This window comes from Marinobacter sp. UBA3604, from assembly GCF_002375325.1.
Taxonomy (GTDB): Bacteria; Pseudomonadota; Gammaproteobacteria; order Pseudomonadales; family Oleiphilaceae; genus Marinobacter; species Marinobacter salarius.
The window spans coordinates 1-19776 of sequence record NZ_DFMB01000028.1 but is presented as its reverse complement, the minus strand read 5'-3'; the positions used below and the strand labels follow the sequence as shown (position 1 = coordinate 19776).

Annotated in this window: 21 protein-coding genes; 10 read left to right on the top strand and 11 right to left on the bottom strand. The window is 58.6% G+C overall.

Features of this window, described 5'->3' with window-relative positions; genetic code table 11:
* Positions 1-15: 15 nt before the first annotated feature.
* Positions 16-981, bottom strand: a complete 966-nt coding sequence (locus B2590_RS08245; RefSeq protein WP_036208359.1) for a zinc-binding metallopeptidase family protein — start codon at positions 979-981, stop codon at positions 16-18.
* A 137-nt stretch (positions 982-1118) separates the two neighbouring features.
* Between B2590_RS08245 and B2590_RS08240 the strand changes: the two genes are divergently transcribed.
* Positions 1119-1532: a MarR family winged helix-turn-helix transcriptional regulator gene (locus B2590_RS08240; RefSeq protein WP_036208355.1), complete on the top strand. Its 414-nt coding sequence runs from the start codon at positions 1119-1121 to the stop codon at positions 1530-1532.
* Between the two features lie 40 nt (positions 1533-1572).
* Positions 1573-2451, top strand: coding sequence for an alpha/beta fold hydrolase (locus tag B2590_RS08235; protein ID WP_036208352.1), 879 nt, complete (start codon positions 1573-1575; stop codon positions 2449-2451).
* 30 nt (positions 2452-2481) lie between these two features.
* Here the strand turns inward: B2590_RS08235 and B2590_RS08230 are convergent, their stop codons facing one another.
* Complete coding sequence (locus tag B2590_RS08230) at positions 2482-3774, bottom strand: cation:proton antiporter (RefSeq protein ID WP_091641968.1); 1293 nt, start codon at positions 3772-3774, stop codon at positions 2482-2484.
* A 310-nt stretch (positions 3775-4084) separates the two neighbouring features.
* Between B2590_RS08230 and B2590_RS08225 the strand changes: the two genes are divergently transcribed.
* Positions 4085-5230 (top strand): arylamine N-acetyltransferase family protein, encoded by a 1146-nt coding sequence (locus B2590_RS08225; RefSeq protein ID WP_286811643.1) that lies wholly within the window; start codon positions 4085-4087, stop codon positions 5228-5230.
* A gap of 17 nt (positions 5231-5247) precedes the next feature.
* Here the strand turns inward: B2590_RS08225 and B2590_RS08220 are convergent, their stop codons facing one another.
* On the bottom strand, positions 5248-5943 hold the full coding sequence (locus tag B2590_RS08220; RefSeq protein ID WP_041333123.1) for an aspartate/glutamate racemase family protein: 696 nt from the start codon (positions 5941-5943) through the stop codon (positions 5248-5250).
* 134 nt (positions 5944-6077) lie between these two features.
* On the opposite strand from B2590_RS08220, the gene B2590_RS08215 reads away from it, so the two are divergent.
* Positions 6078-6989, top strand: a complete 912-nt coding sequence (locus B2590_RS08215; RefSeq protein WP_286811642.1) for a pirin family protein — start codon at positions 6078-6080, stop codon at positions 6987-6989.
* A gap of 78 nt (positions 6990-7067) precedes the next feature.
* Positions 7068-7661 carry a LysE family translocator gene (locus tag B2590_RS08210; protein ID WP_286811641.1) on the top strand — a complete coding sequence of 198 codons (594 nt, stop codon included), beginning with the start codon at positions 7068-7070 and terminating at the stop codon, positions 7659-7661.
* Here the strand turns inward: B2590_RS08210 and B2590_RS08205 are convergent.
* From B2590_RS08205 to B2590_RS08190, 4 genes are read right to left on the bottom strand one after another with little or no spacing between them, the layout of a single operon-like run.
* Positions 7620-8486, bottom strand: a complete 867-nt coding sequence (locus tag B2590_RS08205) for an AraC family transcriptional regulator (RefSeq protein WP_036208526.1) — start codon at positions 8484-8486, stop codon at positions 7620-7622. The genes B2590_RS08210 and B2590_RS08205 overlap by 42 nt on opposite strands.
* A gap of 24 nt (positions 8487-8510) precedes the next feature.
* Positions 8511-8843, bottom strand: a complete 333-nt coding sequence (locus B2590_RS08200; protein ID WP_036208334.1) for a YnfA family protein — start codon at positions 8841-8843, stop codon at positions 8511-8513.
* A 51-nt stretch (positions 8844-8894) separates the two neighbouring features.
* Positions 8895-9719, bottom strand: a complete 825-nt coding sequence (locus B2590_RS08195; protein WP_151981969.1) for a haloacid dehalogenase-like hydrolase — start codon at positions 9717-9719, stop codon at positions 8895-8897.
* A gap of 46 nt (positions 9720-9765) precedes the next feature.
* Complete coding sequence (locus B2590_RS08190) at positions 9766-10722, bottom strand: LysR family transcriptional regulator (protein ID WP_286811639.1); 957 nt, start codon at positions 10720-10722, stop codon at positions 9766-9768.
* Between the two features lie 118 nt (positions 10723-10840).
* Between B2590_RS08190 and B2590_RS08185 the strand changes: the two genes are divergently transcribed.
* Together B2590_RS08185 and B2590_RS08180 are read left to right on the top strand one after the other, a co-directional pair.
* Complete coding sequence (locus B2590_RS08185; protein ID WP_007154336.1) at positions 10841-11071, top strand: hypothetical protein; 231 nt, start codon at positions 10841-10843, stop codon at positions 11069-11071.
* A gap of 88 nt (positions 11072-11159) precedes the next feature.
* Entirely contained in the window at positions 11160-12338 is a 1179-nt protein-coding gene (locus B2590_RS08180) for a magnesium transporter (RefSeq protein ID WP_286811638.1), read from the top strand.
* Positions 12339-12452: 114 nt separating this feature from the next.
* Here B2590_RS08180 and B2590_RS08175 read toward each other — a convergent pair whose 3' ends face one another.
* Positions 12453-12719 (bottom strand): DksA/TraR family C4-type zinc finger protein, encoded by a 267-nt coding sequence (locus B2590_RS08175; RefSeq protein ID WP_075196887.1) that lies wholly within the window; start codon positions 12717-12719, stop codon positions 12453-12455.
* Positions 12720-12917: 198 nt separating this feature from the next.
* Between B2590_RS08175 and B2590_RS08170 the strand changes: the two genes are divergently transcribed.
* Together B2590_RS08170 and B2590_RS08165 are read left to right on the top strand one after the other, a co-directional pair.
* The gene (locus B2590_RS08170) at positions 12918-13589 is read left to right on the top strand and encodes an ABC transporter ATP-binding protein (RefSeq protein ID WP_198324862.1); all 672 of its coding nucleotides are present in this window, start codon (positions 12918-12920) and stop codon (positions 13587-13589) included.
* Entirely contained in the window at positions 13579-16146 is a 2568-nt protein-coding gene (locus tag B2590_RS08165; protein ID WP_286811637.1) for an ABC transporter permease, read from the top strand. The genes B2590_RS08170 and B2590_RS08165 overlap by 11 nt, the downstream gene beginning before the upstream one ends.
* 8 nt (positions 16147-16154) lie before the next feature.
* On the opposite strand, the gene B2590_RS08160 is transcribed toward B2590_RS08165, so the two are convergent.
* Together B2590_RS08160 and B2590_RS08155 are read right to left on the bottom strand one after the other, a co-directional pair.
* Entirely contained in the window at positions 16155-16901 is a 747-nt protein-coding gene (locus B2590_RS08160; RefSeq protein ID WP_036208318.1) for an SDR family oxidoreductase, read from the bottom strand.
* A 78-nt stretch (positions 16902-16979) separates the two neighbouring features.
* Entirely contained in the window at positions 16980-18041 is a 1062-nt protein-coding gene (locus B2590_RS08155) for a serine hydrolase (RefSeq protein ID WP_286811636.1), read from the bottom strand.
* Between the two features lie 193 nt (positions 18042-18234).
* On the opposite strand from B2590_RS08155, the gene B2590_RS08150 reads away from it, so the two are divergent.
* Complete coding sequence (locus B2590_RS08150) at positions 18235-19416, top strand: DUF418 domain-containing protein (RefSeq protein ID WP_286811635.1); 1182 nt, start codon at positions 18235-18237, stop codon at positions 19414-19416.
* Between the two features lie 43 nt (positions 19417-19459).
* On the opposite strand, the gene B2590_RS08145 is transcribed toward B2590_RS08150, so the two are convergent.
* A partial coding sequence (locus B2590_RS08145) for a hypothetical protein (protein WP_286811634.1) occupies positions 19460-19776 on the bottom strand: 317 nt, incomplete at its 5' end.

Below are 19776 nucleotides of genomic sequence, written 5' to 3'. Positions count from 1 at the left end.
TGCAAGTTCTGCTATTCAGAGCCCCTGGGCACCCCTGCGAAGCCAGTCATGCACAAACGCCAGCTTGTGGCGCGCGAAATCCGACAGAACAAAGGGGTACAGGTCAGACAGACCCATTGATCGGTTTACATGGTTCACGCCCATGGCGATGGACGCGGCGATATGGATCAAACGCTGGGCGTCTGGTTCTGAATAGGGATCCCAGTTCGGACCTGGCACTTCCGGAGAGGTTAAACCGGAGGCCACAAAGCTGTCGGTCAGGTCCGTCAGGTGTAACAGATGCGCCGCGGTTTCCGCCCAGTCTTCATGGGGATGGGCCGAGGCATAGCTGGTGAGGTAGAACTTTTTCCAGTCCTGCGGCGGGCCGTTCTCATAGTGGTGCTGAAGCGCGCCCGGGTAGCTGATGCGCTCGTCACCAAACATTGCGCGGAAGGCCTCCAGGAAGTCCTCACGCAGGCTCAGACGCCACCAGAGCATGTGGGCAATCTCATGGCGCATGTGGCCAATCATCGTTCTGTAGGGCTCTTCCAGCGCCTCCCTGCGGGTGGTGCGCAGCACCGGGTCTGCCTCTGCGACACTGATGGTGACGACGCCCTGGGCGTGGCCCATTGGCACCGGAGTAGGGCCCTCGGCGAGCATATGGAACACCGGCCTTGCGCCGGGGTCTTCCGGGCGAAACCAGTGCCAGCGACCCAGATTATCGATCACCCAGCGTTTGGAGGCCTCGGTTTGGGCCCAGTTGGGGATGGCGTTGGCAATCGATGGGTCTGGTGCCAGCGCCGTCATTGCACAGGCGCGACAGAAAGCGCCTTGCTCCGGTGCGATCCAGTTGCAGCCAATCACGTCCCGGTTGGCGCAGAAGGGTGGCATCGGTAGAAATGCTCGCGCCTGGGGGTCGTAGGCCACAGGCGTACCGTCAGCCGTAGCGATATTATCAAACCAGAGAGAGCCGGAACCGACGGGGTTGGCGAAAACGCGCATAAAGAAAGTCTTCCAGCGGAATGGACTTCGAGTATAGGAATTGACTGCGCCGGATGTCCAACGCTGCGTTGACGGGCTTGTCAGATATTTCACATGTGTAGTATATTTGATTCACATGTGAAGTAACTGGATGACTAATGGATAAACGGTTTTTCTATCTCCTGAACAAGGCCCGCCATCGAGTATACAAACACGCTGACCAGCGCAGCGAAGAAGCGCTGGGTATTTCGGTCACCCAGGTGGGGGCTCTGTTGCTGGTTGCGGGTGACGAGGGGTGTCTGCTGAAGGACCTGGCCCACAGCCTGCACCTGAACAGTTCCGCGCTGACGGGGCTGGCCGGGCGGATGGAGAACAAGGGCCTGCTGGAGAGACGTACCTGTGACAGGGATGGCCGTGCATCCCGCCTGTATCTCACCGATGTCGGGCGCGAGAAAATCGAGAGCGCCAAACCGCTGATCACGGAATTGAACAATCGTATGACCGAGGGTTTCAGTGACGAAGAAGTGACCGTCATCCTTAAGTTCCTCAATCATCTCGCCAACGATTTCTGACACCAGGGCAAGGTATTCGGCAAGTATCAGGAGAACTATCATGAGTGCCAGGGAGTCTTCATTACCCCCAACCAATAGAAAGGATGTGCCCGTCACAACACCGGGTGGTCATCGAATCCAGCTTCGGGTATTTCCTGCGGCTCAGTCCAGTTCGGTCGTCATCGTAGCTGGCGCTATGGGTGTGGGGCAGCATTGCTACGAGAAATTCGCACGCTATCTGAGCAGCCAGGGCTTTACCGCGATAACCTTCGATTATTTCGGTATGGGCGCCTCCCTGAACAGCCATCTTCGGGATTGCCCGGTCAAGGTGACGGAGTGGGGGAGTGAAGACTGCCGGGCGGTTATCGACTTCGCCCGTCAGCATTACCCGGGGCAGCGTCTTCAATGGATTGGGCACAGCGTCGGCGGCCAGTTGCTGGGTATGACGCCGAACGTAAACGATCTGGATCACGCGGTTACCGTCGCCTGTGGCAGCGGCTATTGGCGTGAGAATTCACCACCCACCAAACGCATTGCTTGGTTTTTGTGGTACTTCATGGCACCTGTCAGTGTGCGGATGTTTGGCTATTTTCCCGGAAAGCGCCTGAACATCGTGGGTGACTTACCGCCCAATGTGATACGCCAGTGGCGGCAATGGTGCCTCGACCCCGAATACGCGGTGGGGAAAGAAGGCCGGGCACTGCGCGAGCAGTTCGCTGCGGTAAAGGTACCCATTTCCGCCGTCGCCTTCTCTGATGACGAAATGATGTCCCGGCGGAATGTTGATTCACTGCACAGTTTCTACACTCACGCGGCTGTCACGATGCACCGAGTTCATCCGAAGGAGGTTGGCGAAAGTCGCATTGGCCATCTTGGGTGGTTCCGCGAGCAATATGAAACGTCGATCTGGCAAAACACGTTGCTGCCACTGCTTCGTTGATCGAGCAGAATGTTCACTATGGCGGGCGCTTCAGTGCGCCGATTTTCGCGCCCGCCAGAATCGAGCGATGGCCGGTTTAACGCTTACGCCATGAACCAGGATCGACAGGGCGACCACCACCAGGGTCAGGTGAATCAACTCCAGGGCAATGTTTTCCGGCAGCCCATGTTGGATGGCGTACATCAGATAGTAGAGAGAACCAATACCCCGCACACCGAACCAACCCGCGAGATTTCGCAACCGGATCGGCGCCTTGCTGCCGAGCAGGCCAAGGTGAACACTGATGGGGCGGGCGACGAAGAACAGAAAGGCGGCGAAACCAACCGCGCGCCAGCTCCATGAATCCCAGAACAGGGAACCGCCAATCAGCAGGACCAGAACGATTTCTGCCAGCCTCTCCAGATGTTCGTTGAATATCAGAGAGCTCTGATGCACATGGGCGATGGCCAGCGGCGCCTCGCCCGGATAGGTTTCTCCGGACGTTGCATCTGAATAGGACTGCTTAAGACCGGCCAGCTTCAGTTCGGTATGCCGCAATGCCACTGCCGCGCTGAATACCGCCAGAAATCCCCAGGCATTGACCAGCAGACTGATGCCATAGGCAAACGCAATCAGGCCCAGCCCAAGGAAACTTTCCAGAAACTCGGAGTGGGTGAACGTGGTGCGCAGTTTCTGAACCAGCCAGCCGACCAGACAGCCGGCCACAATACCGATGACGATTCCCGCGCCGCTGGCCCAGACAACATCAACCGCGAACCATCGCCACCCGACATCTCCCAGATCATGCAAACCTAACAGTCCGAGCCCCAGCATCACGAAAGGAAAGGCGCTGCCGTCGTTCATTCCTGCTTCACTGGTTAGCGCAAACCGCAGCCGGTCAGGATCATCGGCATGCCGAACCTGTACTTCGGTGGCAAGCACCGGATCGGTGGGCGCCACTACGGCACCAAGCAGTACGGCTGCGCCTAGGGGCAGGGCCAGCCAGAAGTATCCAAACAGCGCCACAATACCCACGGTCAGCGACATCGACACAACCGCCAGTCTCAGGGGGTTGCGCCACCGCCTGAAGGTCACCGGGGCGGGCATTTTAACGCCAGCGCAATACAGCGAAATCAACACGGCTATTTCGGTCAGTAGTTCCAGCAGTGCGGATTCTTCAAGTGGGTTGAAGTGGAACAGTCCAAAGCCCATCGGGCCGACAACAAAACCGACCAGCAGGTACACAATGGCTGACGTGGCAGGCCCGTTTTTGATGTAGGACGCCGTAAAGCCCACTAACAGAAGAAGGGCGCCCAGTAATAGAAACCAGGTAGCAGTGGTCATAGGTAACTCAGTAAGAGAGTGGTGAAGTAAAGGCCTCGCGGTAATCGAGATTCCTAACGATGCGCTCTTATCCGGAATTCTGCCAGCGGAAAGCCCCGAGTTTCCTATACGGTTCAGTAATTACCGATGCGGCCGCGGGTATCGGTGAATCGGGGGCTTGACCTAAACTAAGGTTTAGGTCTTATCGTCCATAACCACATCCACAATACAGCGAGGAGACCAATATCATGAGTCAGGACATTGAGGTGGGCGTTATCTATGGCAGCATCCGTGAGGCCCGGCGTAACAACCCTTATGGGGAGGTAACGGCATGAATACAGCGGTTAAGGAAGACTCTATTTCCCTGAACGGAGCACGTGTTCTGGTGTTGGGGCGTTCCGAGGCGGTCCTGGAAGCGGTGCTGGGTGAACTCACGGCCCTGGGTATCGATGCCCAGGGCACGGCTGAGCCTGAGAAGGCACCGGAGCGTTACGACGCCCGGAATTATGATCTCATCGCTCTTGGGCGGGGTCTTCTTGGTGAAGCCGGCCAGTCCCTCAAAGCACAGTTCCGGGAGCGCAACGCCGATGTGCGCTTCCTGGATACCTACGCCCCCTTTGCGGTCTATGAGATTGCCACGGCTCTGGAGTGCTCGTACCCACCGAATGTGGACCTGGAGCCTTACCTGGCACGCATCGGTCGTGAGGGGCCCGTGGCACCGACCCTGGAGACTCTCAAAGAACTCCATGAGCGCCATCCGGACGCCATCCCGTTCGAGGCCATTGATGTACTGCTGGAGCGCGGCGTGAATATCGCCCCGGATGCCGTAGAAGACAAGCTGGTCCATGGCAGGCGCGGTGGTTACTGCTTTGAGCACAATGGCCTGTTCAAGAGAGTGCTTGAGGCCATCGGTTTCCACGTGGAAGGCCTTTCTGCCCGCGTACGCTGGAATGCAGCACCCGGGACCGCCCCGCAGCCTTACTCTCACATGGCGCTAAGGGTTGTTGTGGACAACGTGCCGTGGCTGGTGGACGTGGGTTTTGGAGGCTGCGTACTCACGACGCCGCTCCGCATGGACACGATAGAACCCCAGGCCACTTCCCACGAGACTTTCCGGCTGATCCCGTTCGGGCCGGGAATGCTGCTACAGATGTGGATAGACGAGCAATGGAAGCCCGTCTACGAGTTGTCTGGAGAACCCCGTCTGGAAGGTGACTACGAGGTTGCCAACTGGTACACCGCTGAGCACCCGGATTCACACTTCCGGAGAAACCTGATGGTGGCTCGCACCACCACGGAGGCCCGCTACACACTGCTGAACGGCCGCTATACGGTCCGTTATTCCGATGGCCGTACTCACCGGGAGGTCCTGGAGGCAGATGGTATAGAACGGGTGCTGGCGGATACATTCCAACTGCCGGTGCAACCGGACTGGCGCCCAATGATTGAGCGTGCTGCCTTGCTGACCGAGCGCTAGCATGGCCCCTGCTGAATTCAGTCCCCCGAGAGGGCCTGATTCACCGCCTGCGCCGCATGGATCGCCGTTGTGTCATACAGCGGGACGGGGGTATCGGTCTGCTTGATCAGCAGGCCGATTTCCGTGCATCCCAGGATGACAGCTTGCGCACCTTGCTCGGCCAGTGAGTTGATGACGGCCAGATACGTTTCCCGGGAAGCCGCCTGGATCTCGCCCTGGCAGAGTTCTTCGTAGATGACCCGATGAACCTCCGCCCGCTGGGGAGCATCCGGTGTGACCACCTCAATGCCAGCCGCTTCCAGGCGCTCGCGGTAGAAGGCCTGCTCCATGGTAAACCGTGTACCCAAGAGCCCCACGCGCTGGATGTTGTCCTGTGTCAGCACCTTCGCTGTGGCATCGGCAATGTGAAGCAGGGGGATGTTGATAGCCTCTTCAATCTCCGGCGCTACTTTGTGCATGGTGTTGGTGCCGATCATTAGAAAATCCGCTCCGGCGTTCTCCAGGGAAAGCGCTGCGCCGGAAAGAATTCTGGCGGTTGCCGGCCAGTCTCCCTGGTGTTGAAGCGCTTCAATTTCCGCGAAGTCCACGCTATAGAGCACCAGCTTTGCGGAATGCAATCCGCCCAGACGTGATTTCACACCCTCATTGATCAGCCGGTAATAGGTTTGAGTGGATTCCCAACTCATACCGCCAAGAAGGCCAATGGTTTTCATAAAACGCTCCCTGTTCTAACAATGGTAGACACGATGAGACTAACAAATACGTCCGTAGCTGTATTGGATAGTTGAACATCTCAGGTATTCGGGGCAATGTGGAACTTCCTGAACATACGCATAGGAGCGGTGCCGTGAGTAATGTATTGGAGTCTGCCGAACAACGTTGCGACGCTATCGAGGCACCCTGCAGTGCAATTCAAACCATACTGAGCCCTCGCATCACGGATCTGGGTGGTTTCTCCGTGCGCCGCCTGCTACCGACTGCAAAACGGAAAATGGTTGGCCCCTGGATCTTTTTTGATGAAATGGGGCCGGCGGATTTTCCGGCGGGGCAGGGCATCAATGTGCGCCCGCATCCGCACATTGGCATAGCAACCGTGACCTACCTGTTCGAGGGCGAGATTCTCCATCGGGATTCCATCGGCAGCCTCCAGCCCATCCGCGCCGGCGACATTAACCTGATGGTGGCCGGCCGTGGCATCACCCATTCTGAACGTGAACGCCCCAGCATCACAGTAGAGGATCACCGGCTGCATGGCCTGCAGCTCTGGCTGGCGCTGCCGGAAGACCACGAGGAGACAGAGCCAGCTTTCCTCCATTATCCAAGTGACGACATCCCAGCGATCACCATCCAGGATGTCCCGGTACGGGTTATGATCGGTAGCGCCTATGGTGTGGTTTCGCCGGTGCGACAATTCAGCGACACCCTATATCTGGAAGCCTCCCTCAAGGCCGGGCAGACACTCGAGCTGCCCGATGCCCCCGAACGTGCTGTTTACGTGGCCCAGGGCGCCCTGACGGCCCACGGCTCCGAACTGCCAGCGCACAGTATGACTGTGTTTGCTCGTGAACCGGGCGTATCCGTCACCGCTACGGAAGACACCCGCATCGCGGTGATCGGCGGTGAACCGGTAGGCCGCCGGTTTATCGAATGGAACTTTGTATCGTCCCGGAAAGAACGAATCGAGCAGGCCAAGGACGATTGGCGGGCAGGGCGGTTTGATAAGGTGGTTGGGGATGAGGCGGAATTTATTCCGTACTAGAGAACCGCAATTTTGTTCAATACCCGCTTCGGTGTTCGGGGCAAACTCCGCTCATAACCTGAACGGAGAATACCATCCATGAGCCTTTCCCTGATTCTGCCCATGTCCGCGTTTGCGTTGGCGGCGTCCATTTCCCCGGGGCCGGTCAACCTTGTTTGTCTGAGCAGTGGCACCCGCTATCCGGTTTCCCGGGGGCTGATTTTCGTAACCGGGGCAACCCTGGGCTTCATCGCTCTGTTCGTTGCCGTGGGGCTGGGGCTCTATTCGCTGCTGACCATGGTGCCGATGCTGGAGACGTTGTTGCGATGGGGCGGTGTCGCATTCCTGCTTTATCTGAGTATAAAACTGGCCATGGACAGCGGCCAGCTACCGGAAACAGGTGTTGATAAGCCGCCGGGCTTCGGCACCGGGGCAATCATGCAGTGGCTGAACCCCAAAGCCTGGCTGGCCTCGGCGTCTGGCATCGGCGCCTATACCAGCGCCAACGACTTGAAGCAGATCCTGCTGTTTGCGTCGCTCTACCTGCCGATTTGTTGGTTGTCCCTGGCGTGCTGGGTGTATGCGGGGGCTTTCCTGCGGCGATACGTGCAGCGGCCTGCGGTGCTGGTGACCATCAACCGGACTTTGGCTTTATTGCTTGCGATCAGTTGCCTGTATCTGGTGACTGGTTGAGGACTGTCGATACTGATTCGGCGTTGCCGCCATCAGCCGTTTGAACGTGCGCTGGAAATGAGGCTGGTCGGCGAAGCCTGCGTTCAGTGCGGCCTCGGCGATAGGGGTGCCGTTGGCGAGCTCAAGGCGCCCTAGCTGGATGCGGCGGTTGAGAAGATAGGCGTGGGGCGTAAGCCCGAAATATTGCCGGAACGCCCGGATCAGGTGGCCAGCGCTGTAACCGGAAATTTCACAGAGCGTATCCAGCGATACGTCTTCTGCCATGTGGTTGTCCAGATAGCGCGCCAGCTCAGTCAGGGTATCCGGCGCCTTTGGTTGCTGAACCACCGGTTGCCGGGCCAACTCATGCATCAGGTCTGACAGGAACTCCACCACTTCGGTCTGCTTGTCGAGAAGGTCACGCTGAGCATCCAGAAGACACTCTGCCATGCGGCAGTAGCGTTCATACCAGATCGGCTCCGAGAGGGTTGCAGTGGCAATGTCCTGCCAGTGTGGGGTTGGCAGCAGCCCGGCCCGAAACCGCAGATCTGTCAGCCATCCGGTATCGACATACAGCATCAGGTAGGCCCAGGGCTGGTTGTCGATGGGATTGCATGAATGAACCCACTCCGGGTTCATCAGTACCAGATCACCAGCGCGAACATGGAAAAGATCCTCCCGATACTGATAGGTGCTTTCGCCGCCGGTAATTGCGCCAATGGACCATTGCGTATGGCTGTGAGGGGCATAACAGACTTGGCGTCCGTCGCTGACCTTGCGTAATTCCACATGGGGCAGTCGGGCATCGCGCCAGAAAATGGGTTTACTCACGGTGGTGTTGGTCATGCCCGCCATCATATCCTCAGTGCGTTACGTGCCCCTGGGCGCAAACATAATGATGGCCATGCCCGTTAAAGCCACAGCCGTGCCCACCAAATCCCAGACCGTTGGCCGAACGCCATCCACGGCCCATAACCAAAGTATCGCCATAAAGATATAAACACCACCATAGGCTGCGTACACCCGGCCAGCGGCCGTCGGGTGCAGCGATAACAACCAGGCGAACGCGGCCAGGCTCAGGGCGCCGGGGATCAGCAGCCAGATGGTCTTGCCTTCCCGCAGCCACAGATAGGGCAGGTAGCAGCCGACGATCTCGGCCAGGGCGGTCACTAAAAAGAGGCCGACGGTTTTCAATTCTGGCATCACGCTGCTGTTTCCCGTTCAGTATCAGTCGGCGGCTTTCTCCGCGTTCATTTAGCCATGCTTCCGCTTGTACAGCCTGAGTATACCTCGAACCGTTACATCCAGCTGGCTGCCGGATGTGTAATCACCCCGTACCACGTAGTTGGCCCGCTCTTCGGAGATAAGCTTTTCGATCTTATTCTGGGTATTGCCGTCGCCCCATTTGTCACCGTCGAACACCGCTAGACTGCACCCGCCCTGCGCCTTCACCATTTTCATTGCCGGGATATCGGTGTCACCGTCGCCGAAATAGATCATGTGGTCGAAGGGCACGGGGCGTTCACCGGGTTCGATGTATTCGTTAATGGTGACGTTGTCCCAGCTGTTCTCGATGCCCTTGTTGATGCGGAACAGGTACTGGGTTTTAGTGGTGTAGTCGATGGCTACGGCAGGCCATTTTGCATGCCCGGTGGCCTCATCATAGTGATAACGGCACCCGAAAATTTTCTTGAAATGCTTTGCCACCGGCGTGCCGCGAATCATCTCCTCCAGCCCGCTGGAGACAATGTAATGGCTCAGGGCAATACCCTGGTCGCTGGCGAAGCGGTTGATGGCGTCAAACCAGTCCACGACCCCGGGGAACAGGGGGATGGACTTTCCGTAGGCCTGTAGTCTCTCCGGTTTCAGCTCATCCTGCTTGCCCTCATCGCGGGCGCGCTTGGCCAGTTCGCCGAGGTAGGTGAGTATCTCATCGCCGTCCCGCTCACGGTTCTTGCGATTCACTTCCGGCCAGAAGTCGGAATGCTCGTTCAAACCCAAGGCCGGCATCAGGCCGTGTTCGGCGCAGTTGCCTTTGGCAAGGGTGCCGTCGAAGTCATAGATCAGAGCGCATTGCATTGTCTTTGTGCCTTCTTTCCATGGATGACATCAGCGTAGCCGGTTATTACAAACGACGCCCGGCCAGGCGATTTTTCTGGGCGCGGACGGCCTCTGTCAGAAAATCCATCAGCGCATGAATCCTCACCACGCCTCGCAGGTCCGGATGCATCAGAAACCACAGGCCGTATTCCAGCTCTGGAATGGGGTCGGTGAGTTGAACGATGTCCGGGTCCTCGTCCGCGAGATAGCAGGGCATCACGGCCAGCCCCATGCGGGAGCGAATGGCGCTGAGGATGCTCACCAGGGTATCTACACGGTAAACACAGGCCTGCTTCAGCGCGTGGTTATCCATCCACTGGTCCACGGAGGAATCCTGAAGCCTCGGCCCGGCGCCAATCCAGGGCTCACTGGCAAGGGCCTCTATGGAGGTTCCCGGCGTCAGGCCGAGGTCTTTGTGAGCATAGACAGCCTGGCCGAGGGTGGTCAGTGGCCGGCCAATCAGGTTTTCCGGTGGACGGTTGGAGGGACGTATAGCCACGTCCGCCTCCCGACGTGTGAGATTGAACAACTGATTGGACACCGCAACATCCAACACAATGCCTGGGTATTTGTGCCGGAACTGCGTGAACAACGGTGCCAGCACGCCCATCAGAAGAGAGTCCGTTGTGGTGGTCCAGATCTCGCCACTGGGCTCCAGGTCACGGCCGGCCACCTTGCGTTCGGCGGCCAGGGCGGCTTCGTCCATGACCTTTGCCGTGTCTGCGAGTTCTTCCCCTGCCAGTGTTGGCCGATAACCTGTGCGGCCCCTCTCAAAGAGAATCACCCCAAGGCGCTGTTCAACATCGCCCAGCCGCCGGAACACCGTAGCGTGGCTCACGCCTAGTGCCCGAGACGCGCCAGAGAGCGAGCCAGAAGTAGCAATGGCGAGCACCAGTTCAAAGTCATTCCACGCCAGATTGCTCCGTGTTCTCGCGGAGGCGGTGGGCGATTTTTGGGGTTGTTTATCTGTTCGTTTTTGCAAAGTCTGTTCTCGATTCTAGGGAATAGTTTGCAGTTTAGAACAAGTTTAGCATGTACCTGAACTCATACGACAACCAGTGCGATCCGCCACAAGATGCGGCGCCAGGGAGGATAGAGACATGTTGATCTCAGCAGAAAAGACCTACCTTAGCGGTGGCAATTCGCTGGCTTTCCGCGAGCCGGCAGACGGTAATGCAAAAGAGTTGCACCGGAGCAGCATACCGCTCAGATATCGCGATGGGATGGGAGGCGTCAATCTTGAGCAAGTGAAGCGGGATCAGCGCAGGGCGCGTCGAGACCTCATGCGGGCGATGATCCGGGGCCTGAACCGGCTGCTGCGTCTGCACTAGAAGAACGCTCCGGCTGCGGCACGCCAACCGGTGCTGATCGTTCAGTGTTGCTATAGTCATATAACAGGCACTGATGTCGGAGCGCGAAATGACCCAGAATATGGAACTAATCGAGCGGATTGAGCGTATGCGCGATCTCAATCCGCTGGATGCCGCTGAAGAGCTGATGCAGTCACCCGTGGACGATATTCAGTTCATCCTTTCGCGATTGCCTGCGGAACAGGCACAGGTCATCGCTTCACATCTCGGAAATCTGTCCGCACCGGAAGAAGCGGCGACCCGCGCAGTGCTTTCCGGCATGGAAGAAACCGTCGGCGAACTGATGACGCCGGTAACAGCAACATTACCGGACAGCTACACCGTAGCTGAGGCGCTGACCTTCATGGTGAAAAGCGCCGATGTTTCGGAGATCAGCTACATTTTCGTGACGGATAATGACTGCCTAGTGGGTGTGGTCGGCATGCGAGACCTGATCCTGGCCAAGCCCTCCGAGGCCCTGTCTGCCATCATGGTGCGAGAGCCGTTTGCGTTCCAGGAAGGCACGCTGGTGAAGGATGCAGTCAGTGAAGTGCTCTACCGACACTACCGCATGTACCCGGTGGTGGACGAGCAGCAGCACGTGGTGGGCGAGGTGCGGGGTTGGAAGCTCTACGAACGCATCGCATCGGAACTCAGTGCCCAGGCCGGTTCCCAATACGGTGTGGCAAAGGAAGAACAGATCAACACACCGGTGCTGGCGGCGTTTCGCATGCGCCACCCCTGGCTGCAGGTGAATCTGATTACCGCGTTCGCTGCTGCCTTCGTAGTCGGCATGTTCGAGAGCACCATCGCCCAGATTGTTGCCTTAGCGGCCTTCCTGCCGGTTCTTGCCGGGCAAAGCGGCAACACCGGCTGTCAGGCGCTGGCCATTACCCTGAGGGGCATCACCCTGGGGCAGATCAATGACTATCCAATCCGGCGATTGCTGCGCAAGGAAGTTCTACTGGGCGCACTCAATGGCGCTGCCGTTGGCGTCATTGCCGGTATTGCGATGTTTGCTTATGCCTTGTCCACCGATTCCGCTAACCCGGCCATGCTCGGCCTCGTTATCTTCATCGCCATGGTCGGCGCCTGCATGGGCAGCGGTATCTTCGGGGTGGCGGTGCCGTTGGTGCTCAAACGGTTCGGCGCCGACCCAGCCACTGCGAGCAGCATCTTTTTGACAACGTTCACCGACATTATCGGTATGGGCCTGATGCTGTTCCTTGCAACCTCGTTGGTGCTGTAACCACGTTGTCTGAGGACAGGCTCACTTTTCATCACTATGCGGGTACTTTGAAGAGTTCCTTTCAAGCGGGAAAAGCACGCCAGCTTCACGTTTACGGATGCCGTATTTCTTGAACTAGCGCAGCTGACTGTCCTTGCTGCCACGGCGATTGATACTACCATGAGACGTTTCGTGTTTTTCAAGGCTAGACTGACACGCAACGCAAAGTTGAACCCCGGGAATCGCTTTGCGGCGCGCTTCCGGAATCGCACTGTCACACTCCTCGCAATGGGTGGCACTCTCGCCGCTCACCAGTTGGCTGCGTGCGCGCTGCACCTCGTCGTCTACGCTCGCGTCGATCTGATCCTGAACGGCGCCATCCCGGGACCAACCACCTGCCATAGCGCTCTCCCATCTTTGCAAAAGTCGTGTAAAACTGCGTCTGACCCGTTTCGTACGGTGCGCTAGTCTGGAAAACTGCTCGTACTCTCAATGACTTTGAATCACTGTCAATCATTTTTCAGCTTCTGTGCGGCTGCCCGCTATCGTCATAATCGCCGTGCAAGCTACATTCTGTTATTTAAAAAGAAAGGTGCCTTTGTGTCCACCAGCGTCCAGATAAGCGACATTAACCTTACCTACCCAACTGAGTCAGGCACCGTCGCGGTGCTCAACAACGCTTCACTCACGATACCGCCCGGCGACACACTGGCGATTACCGGCCCCTCCGGAAGCGGGAAAACCTCGCTGCTTCTGTTGCTATCCGGGCTCCAGCGCCCGACCAGTGGAGAGATCCTCGTAGGCAACCAGCGCCTGAGCGAGATGGATGCCAACGCATTGGCCGACTGGCGAAGCGAACACCTGGGCATCATCTTTCAGTCCTTTCATTTGTTGCCGGGCCTGACCGCACTTGGGAACGTTAGTCTGCCGCTGGAAATCGCCGGGCAGTCGGATGCCCGCGAGCAGGCCCTTTCGATGCTGGAGGCGGTCGGCCTTACCCACCGGCTGCAGCATTATCCAGGACAGCTTTCCGGGGGTGAGCAACAGCGTGTCGCGATCGCAAGGGCACTGGTGCACCAGCCAAGCCTGCTGCTGGGCGATGAGCCCACCGGCAACCTGGACCATGCCACTGGAGAAAAAGTACTCTCGCTGCTGTTCGACCTCCACAAGGAAAGCAAATCCACCCTGGTGCTGGTGACCCACGACGAACGTGTCGCGGAGCGCTGCCAGCACCGGGTCCGGATGGATGGTGGGCGCCTTTATGAAGCGTAACGCTCAGACAAAGCCGCTGTGGATGCTCAAATTCGCGATCACCGATCTGCGATCGCGCATCTCTGCGCTCAAGGTCTTTCTCGCCTGCCTTATCCTCGGCGTTACCCTGGTGGCCGCTACGGCCAGCCTCTACCGGGTGATCGAACAGAGCCTGCTGGCGGATACCCGCATGCTGTTGGGTGGTGATGTGGAGCTGGATGCCAGTGAGCCGTTGCCGGATGACGTGATCGATTGGGTGGAACGCACCGGGACCCTTTCGCTGGTTCGGGAGTTCGACACTATTGTTAGCGGCGAAAGCGGTGACGGCTTCTTTCGCGCTGAGATCCTGATTCCGGATGAGGCCTATCCGCTCTACGGTGAGCTGCAGCTAACGCCGGATCAGTCGCGTGCCGAGCTAACCGCACGCAAGGATGGCCGATGGGGCGCCGTAATTGACCCCTTGCTGGCCGAGCGCCTGGGCCAGACCATCGGGGACCAGATCGAAATCGGCGCGGCCACCTTTCGCATCAGCGGCCTGATCCAGAAACAGCCGGACCGTCGCCTGAATGCCAACTGGCGTGGCCTGCCCATCATGATCTCCGAACAGGCGGTCGAGGCGACCGAACTGATCCGGCCAGGCAGCCGGGTGGACTACGAATACCGTGTGAAGACCGACCAGAACCTGGACACGTGGCTGGCGGACTTCGAACAGGCGTTCCCGGAACCAAACTGGGACACCACCACCTTCGCCGAGCGCAGCGAACGCATCGCCGAACGGCTGGACCAGATTGCCACAGCGCTCATCCTGATTGCCTTCACCACGCTGTTTATTGGCGGCCTCGGTGTCGCCAACAGCATACACGCCTACCTGGATGAAAAACTGGGTACCATCGCCACCCTGCAGACGCTGGGCCTGCGCCGAAAACCCTTGGTGGCCATTTACCTGTTGCAGATCGGACTGCTGGGCAGCCTGGCTGGCCTGATCGGTGGCGGAATCGGATTGGGGTTTTCCGCGGTGGCGATATCCCTCGCGGGCGACGCCTACGCGCTGTCCGGGCCCGAAGGGGCAGGGGGCTGGTTATCCCTGTGGTTTGTTCCCTTGCTGCTGAGTTGGCTGTTTGCGGTGCTCACCGCCTACGTGTTCGCGCTGCCGGCCCTGGCCAGGGCCCTGGCTGCGTCACCGGCCGGGCTGTTCCGGGGGCAGGTACAGGCCGCCCGTAACGAACCCCGCACATGGCGGATCGCGAGCTACGTGCTGCTGGCGATCTATATCAGCGCCACCTTGTTCTGGTTGCCGTCGCCGCAACTGGGATTCCTGTTCCTGCTGGCGGTGGTCGTACTCTGGGCCTTGCTGGAGGGCATCATCAAAGGGCTGAGGCGAGGTGCCAAAGCGCTTGAAAACAGTGGCTTTGCAGACCGCAAGTTCGCCCGGCGGCTGGCGCTCGCCAACCTCCACCGGCCGGATTCCCCCTTGAGGGCAACGTTGTTGTCGCTCGGCACCGCATTGACCTTGGTAGTGGCCTGTACCCTGATGGTCACCACACTTCTGAGAGCACTGGAAACCACGATCCCGGCGGAATCCCCCGCGCTGATCCTCTACGAAGTGTTCCCGGACCAGATGGAGCCGCTCAGGTCCGGCCTTGAGTCGCTGGACCCGTCCAGCAGAACGGAACTTCTGCCACTGGTTCGCGCCCGAATGGCCGCCATCAATGAAGAGCCCATCGCAGACGCGCTAGCTGACGACCCCCGAGCCCGGCGCGAAGCCATGGGAGACGAATACAAGCTCACCTATCTGGCGGGAAATCCGGAAGGACTAGAGCTGGTAAAAGGCAACTGGTGGAGCAACCCGGCCCCGGAAGGGGAGCCCGCCTACATGGCGATGGAAGACCGTGAAGCCAACGCACTCGGGCTAACGGTGGGCGACCGGATTGAGTTCACGGCCCAGGACCAGCCGATTATCGTCGAAATCCGGGCCATCTACCGCCAGAAAGGCCTACAGACCCGATTCTGGTTTGAAGGCGTTCTGCAGCAAGGCGCCCTGGATGGACTGATCAGCCTGTACGTCGGCGCGGTCTACCAGAGCGACACCGCCGCCAAGGAATCGCAGCAATGGCTGGCCGGCAACATCCCCAACGTCATTACACTGCGCACGGCGGACTGGCTTGAAACGGCGGGAGACCTGCTCAACAAGGCAGCCGCAGGCCTTGCGGCGGTTGCGTCCGTCAGCCTGCTGGCAAGCCTGTTGGTGTTGTCCAGCGTGGTCAGCGTCAGCCGCAGGCGCCAACTCTACGAGGCCAACCTGCTGCATTGTCTCGGTGCCAGGCACCAGGCCATCCGGAACTCCATGCTGCTGGAAACCGGCTTGCTGACCTTTCTCGCAACGGTGTTTGCCACGGCGCTGGGTTCGCTGATCGCGCTGCCGGTGGCAGACCTGGCGCTCAAACTGCCAGCGGGAGATCTGTGGTGGATCGGCGCACTGGTGGCCGGCGTCGTCAGCGCGCTGGCGTTGCTGGGTGGCTTGCTGCCCACGTTGAGGGCGATGCGGCTGAATCCGGCGGTTCTGTTGCGGGATGGGTAATTGACTGGTTACATCGCCCTCGCGAACAACCCAAAGGGCAGGGCCTTCAACACGTAACTGAGCGGTGTCCAGGGCCACCAGGGCACATAGGCGCGGCGTACCTCGGAATCGATCGCTTTCACCAGAGCTTTTACGCCGGTTTCCAGATCCACCCGGAAGGGGGCGTTCTTGGTATCGCGGTTGATGTCGGTGAGGATGTAGCCCGGCATGATGTTGCTGACGTTGATGGGCTTGCCCTTGGTGTCCAGTTGCAGGCCTTCAGCCAGTGACGCTACGGCGGCCTTGGTGGCTGCGTAGACGTTGATAGGGCCACGGAAGCCGCGAACACCGCTGACTGACGACATCAGTACCAGATGCCCACTGTTCTGTTCCCGGAAAATCTCCATCGCCGCCTCGCTCTGGGCAATGGCGGCGATGAAGTTGGTTTCCGCCGTCTGCCGGTTGGCGGCAAAGTGCCCGCGCCCAATCGGCTGGGAGCTGCCAATACCTGCATTCACCACCACGCGGTCAAGGCCGCCCAGCTCTTCCCGAAAGCCCCGGAATACCTCGAACACCTGCTCGTAGTCGCACACGTCCAGGCCGCGGACCAGCACCCGAATATCGGGGTAGGCCTGCTGTAATTCCCGCTGTAATGCCTCCATCTTATCCGCCCGCCGCGCACAGAGCGCAAGATTACAGCCCTTGGCGGCCCATTCGCGGGCCATGCCTTCACCGAGGCCGGTGCTGGCACCGGTAATCAGAATGTTCTTTCTCATTGGTTATGCCTTGGCTGGTTCGATTTGTTTGAGATCAGCCTAGCATGATTGGGTGAGTTTGGAATTGGGTGACGCGCCTTAATCTACGGTCCTCGTTAGCCCCGACTCATGCAGCGCATTGCCAATCGCCTGATAGGCTCTTTCCGCTTCCGACAGGGCTGCATAATCGCGTGCGCAAACCGCGACGATAACCGCTTCATCGGGTGCCTGGGGGTTGAGCAGGCCGATATCGCAGGAGCGGGCCACCTGGGTGCCGGTTTTGTGGGCGAAATGGGTGCCCGCTGGCAAGCCCCCTGCAATCCGGTGATCACCCGTGGTGATTTCGGATAGATACCCCAGCAATTGGTCCGTGTGGGCGTCATTCAACAGTTCGCCCCTGACCAGTTGCTCCAGCAATGCCCCGAAGGCTTCGAGACTGCCTGAGTTGATTCCCCGCTGGTAATAGCGCTCAAAGGCTTCACGCACGCCTTTGGCATCCGCCTCTCTTGCAGTAATGTTGAGTTTTTTCAGCAACATATCGTACCGCGCCTGGTAGGTGCGGGCGGTTTTCAGATCGATGAAATCACGATTGGTCAGCACCGAAACACTGGGGTGAACTTCCCTGTATGCGTCGTAGCGCACCTGGAGGATCGTGGTAATCGGCCCCAGCCCTTCGGGAACCAGCCGTGCCACATCCTCTCCGAATGATTTCTCGCCAAGAAAACGTATCAACATGTCGGTTGCTGTGCTGTCACTGTCGACAATAGAGCGTCTGTTGAGCTCTTCCAGGCTGTAACGGGCACCGGGGTCCACCCAGAGCAGATCTCCAGTGCCATCCACATAATCTGCAGCCCGGAGAGTGAGTTTCTGCTCCAGATCCAGGCCTTCGTTCTCGGCACGTTGCATCAATACGATGGCTAGCGGAATTTTGACGGTAGAGGCCAGATACCAGTCCTGGTCGATGTTATGAGAAACCTTCTGGCCCGTACCCAGATGACGGATGTAGACCCCGAGATCGCCAGAGAAGGTTCGGTCAATGCGTTCGATTTCTTTCTGCAGAGTCGGGGACCAGTCATCGGCCTGGGCCACAGAACCCAGGCTGAGAACGAAGAGGGCCAACAGTGCCGCACCGGCCTGCGAGAAGATAGGTTGCAGATTCATGGGGCTCCCTGTTTGCGCCGGGTTACAAATGCTAAGGGTTCCAATGCTGCGTGCACAGTCCGACGGCTGTCAACGAACCGCCAGTTACGATCCGGTAGCCTTCAAGCGATCTTCATCTATTACCGCTAAACCTGATATGCGAAGGTTGCGTTTATACGGAAAGAACCCAACTGCGGCGCAGGGAGTATCCGAAATGGCGAGCAAAGGCGAACGTATTGACGGTCTGGATGCCCTTCGGGGCTTTGCCATCTTCGGTATCCTGCTGATTAATATTCAGGTGTTCTCGGGCTGGGGGTTCGTCTCCGCTGACACAAGGCAAGCGTTAACCTGGTCGGAATGGGACGAACCCATCGCCACCTGGCTGGACATCCTGGTGCGGGCCAAGTTCTACAGCCTGTTCTCCCTGCTGTTTGGTTACAGCTTCATGATGCTGGCCCAGCGGGTACAGCAAAGCCCCGTCCGCTATCACTTGCGGCGAATGCTGGGGCTGCTGGTTATTGGCACCGCCCATTCTCTGTTCCTATCCCCGTGGGACATCCTCATGCTGTACGGGGTAATGGGGCTTTTCCTGGGGGCCTTCCTGAACGTTCGCGCTCCAACGCTGGCTGCCTGCGGCGTTGCCCTGCTGGTAGTCACGGGTGTAGCACTCTGGTTCGAGCCCCAGTTGGGGTTGGCGGATCTCGGAAGCGGCCTTTCACTGCGCCTGCTGCAGGACAATGTGCCAGCCCTGAGTGGGGGGAGTTACCTGGAGGTGGTCGAAGCCAATGCCTACCTCAGCGTCAGCGTGTTTCTGGATCGGATTGAACACCTGCGCCCCCTACGGGTGATGGCGATGTTTCTATTTGGCGCCGCTGCTGCCCGCCTGCACCTGGCGGAGCGCAATTCGGGCCATGTCCGGCTATTGATTGTGGTGGCACTGGTTGGCCTGGTGGTCGGCACCGCCCTGGCCATGGCCGAGGTTAAACTGGGTGAAGAGAGCCTGGCCGACAGGGTTGTGAATTTGCTGGGTAGGGTAGGCGCTCCACCGTTGCTTGCCATGGGCTACGGGGCCGTTCTGCTGCTCTGGTGGCGGGGCAGGGGGCGCTTGACCGGGGCGGTCCGCTCAGCCCTTGCGCCAACCGGTCGTATGGCACTCACCAACTACATTCTGCAGTCCGCCGTCTGCATCTGCGTGTTCTATGGCATGTGGGGCGACCGCTTCGCCTCACTCTCGCTCGCAGCGCTGATGCTGTATTCAACGGTATTTTTCATGGCCCAGATGATCTTCAGCGCTGTCTGGCTGCGGCTGTTCACCCAAGGGCCCCTGGAATGGCTCTGGCGCTGGCAGATGAAGCGCAAGCGGCCGAGGTTGCTCCGGACATCAACAGTGACATGAAAAACGAAAATACGATTCTGTGATATTTGCGGTCAATCATTCTTTATCTCTTCAATACATTGGTAGAGCCCGGCAAGGGTTCTCCAGGGCAGTTCAGGCTCTTTATCGTCTTTTCCTTCAGCCAGATCGTCTCACCCTGATACGGATGTTCTCTCCAGTCTTCTGTCACCTCAATACAAAAACCGGGCAAATCGGGCAGGCGTTTGATAAAGGTTTTTGGATAACCTTCGGGCTTTTCACCAATAATGGCAGAATCCGAGTTTTTCAGATCGACGGCTGATTGTTGCGAAGCACAACCAATAAGGCCTATGCCCAAAAGTATGGTGAAAATGCGCTTCATGTAGTAGCCCCCATTTAAAC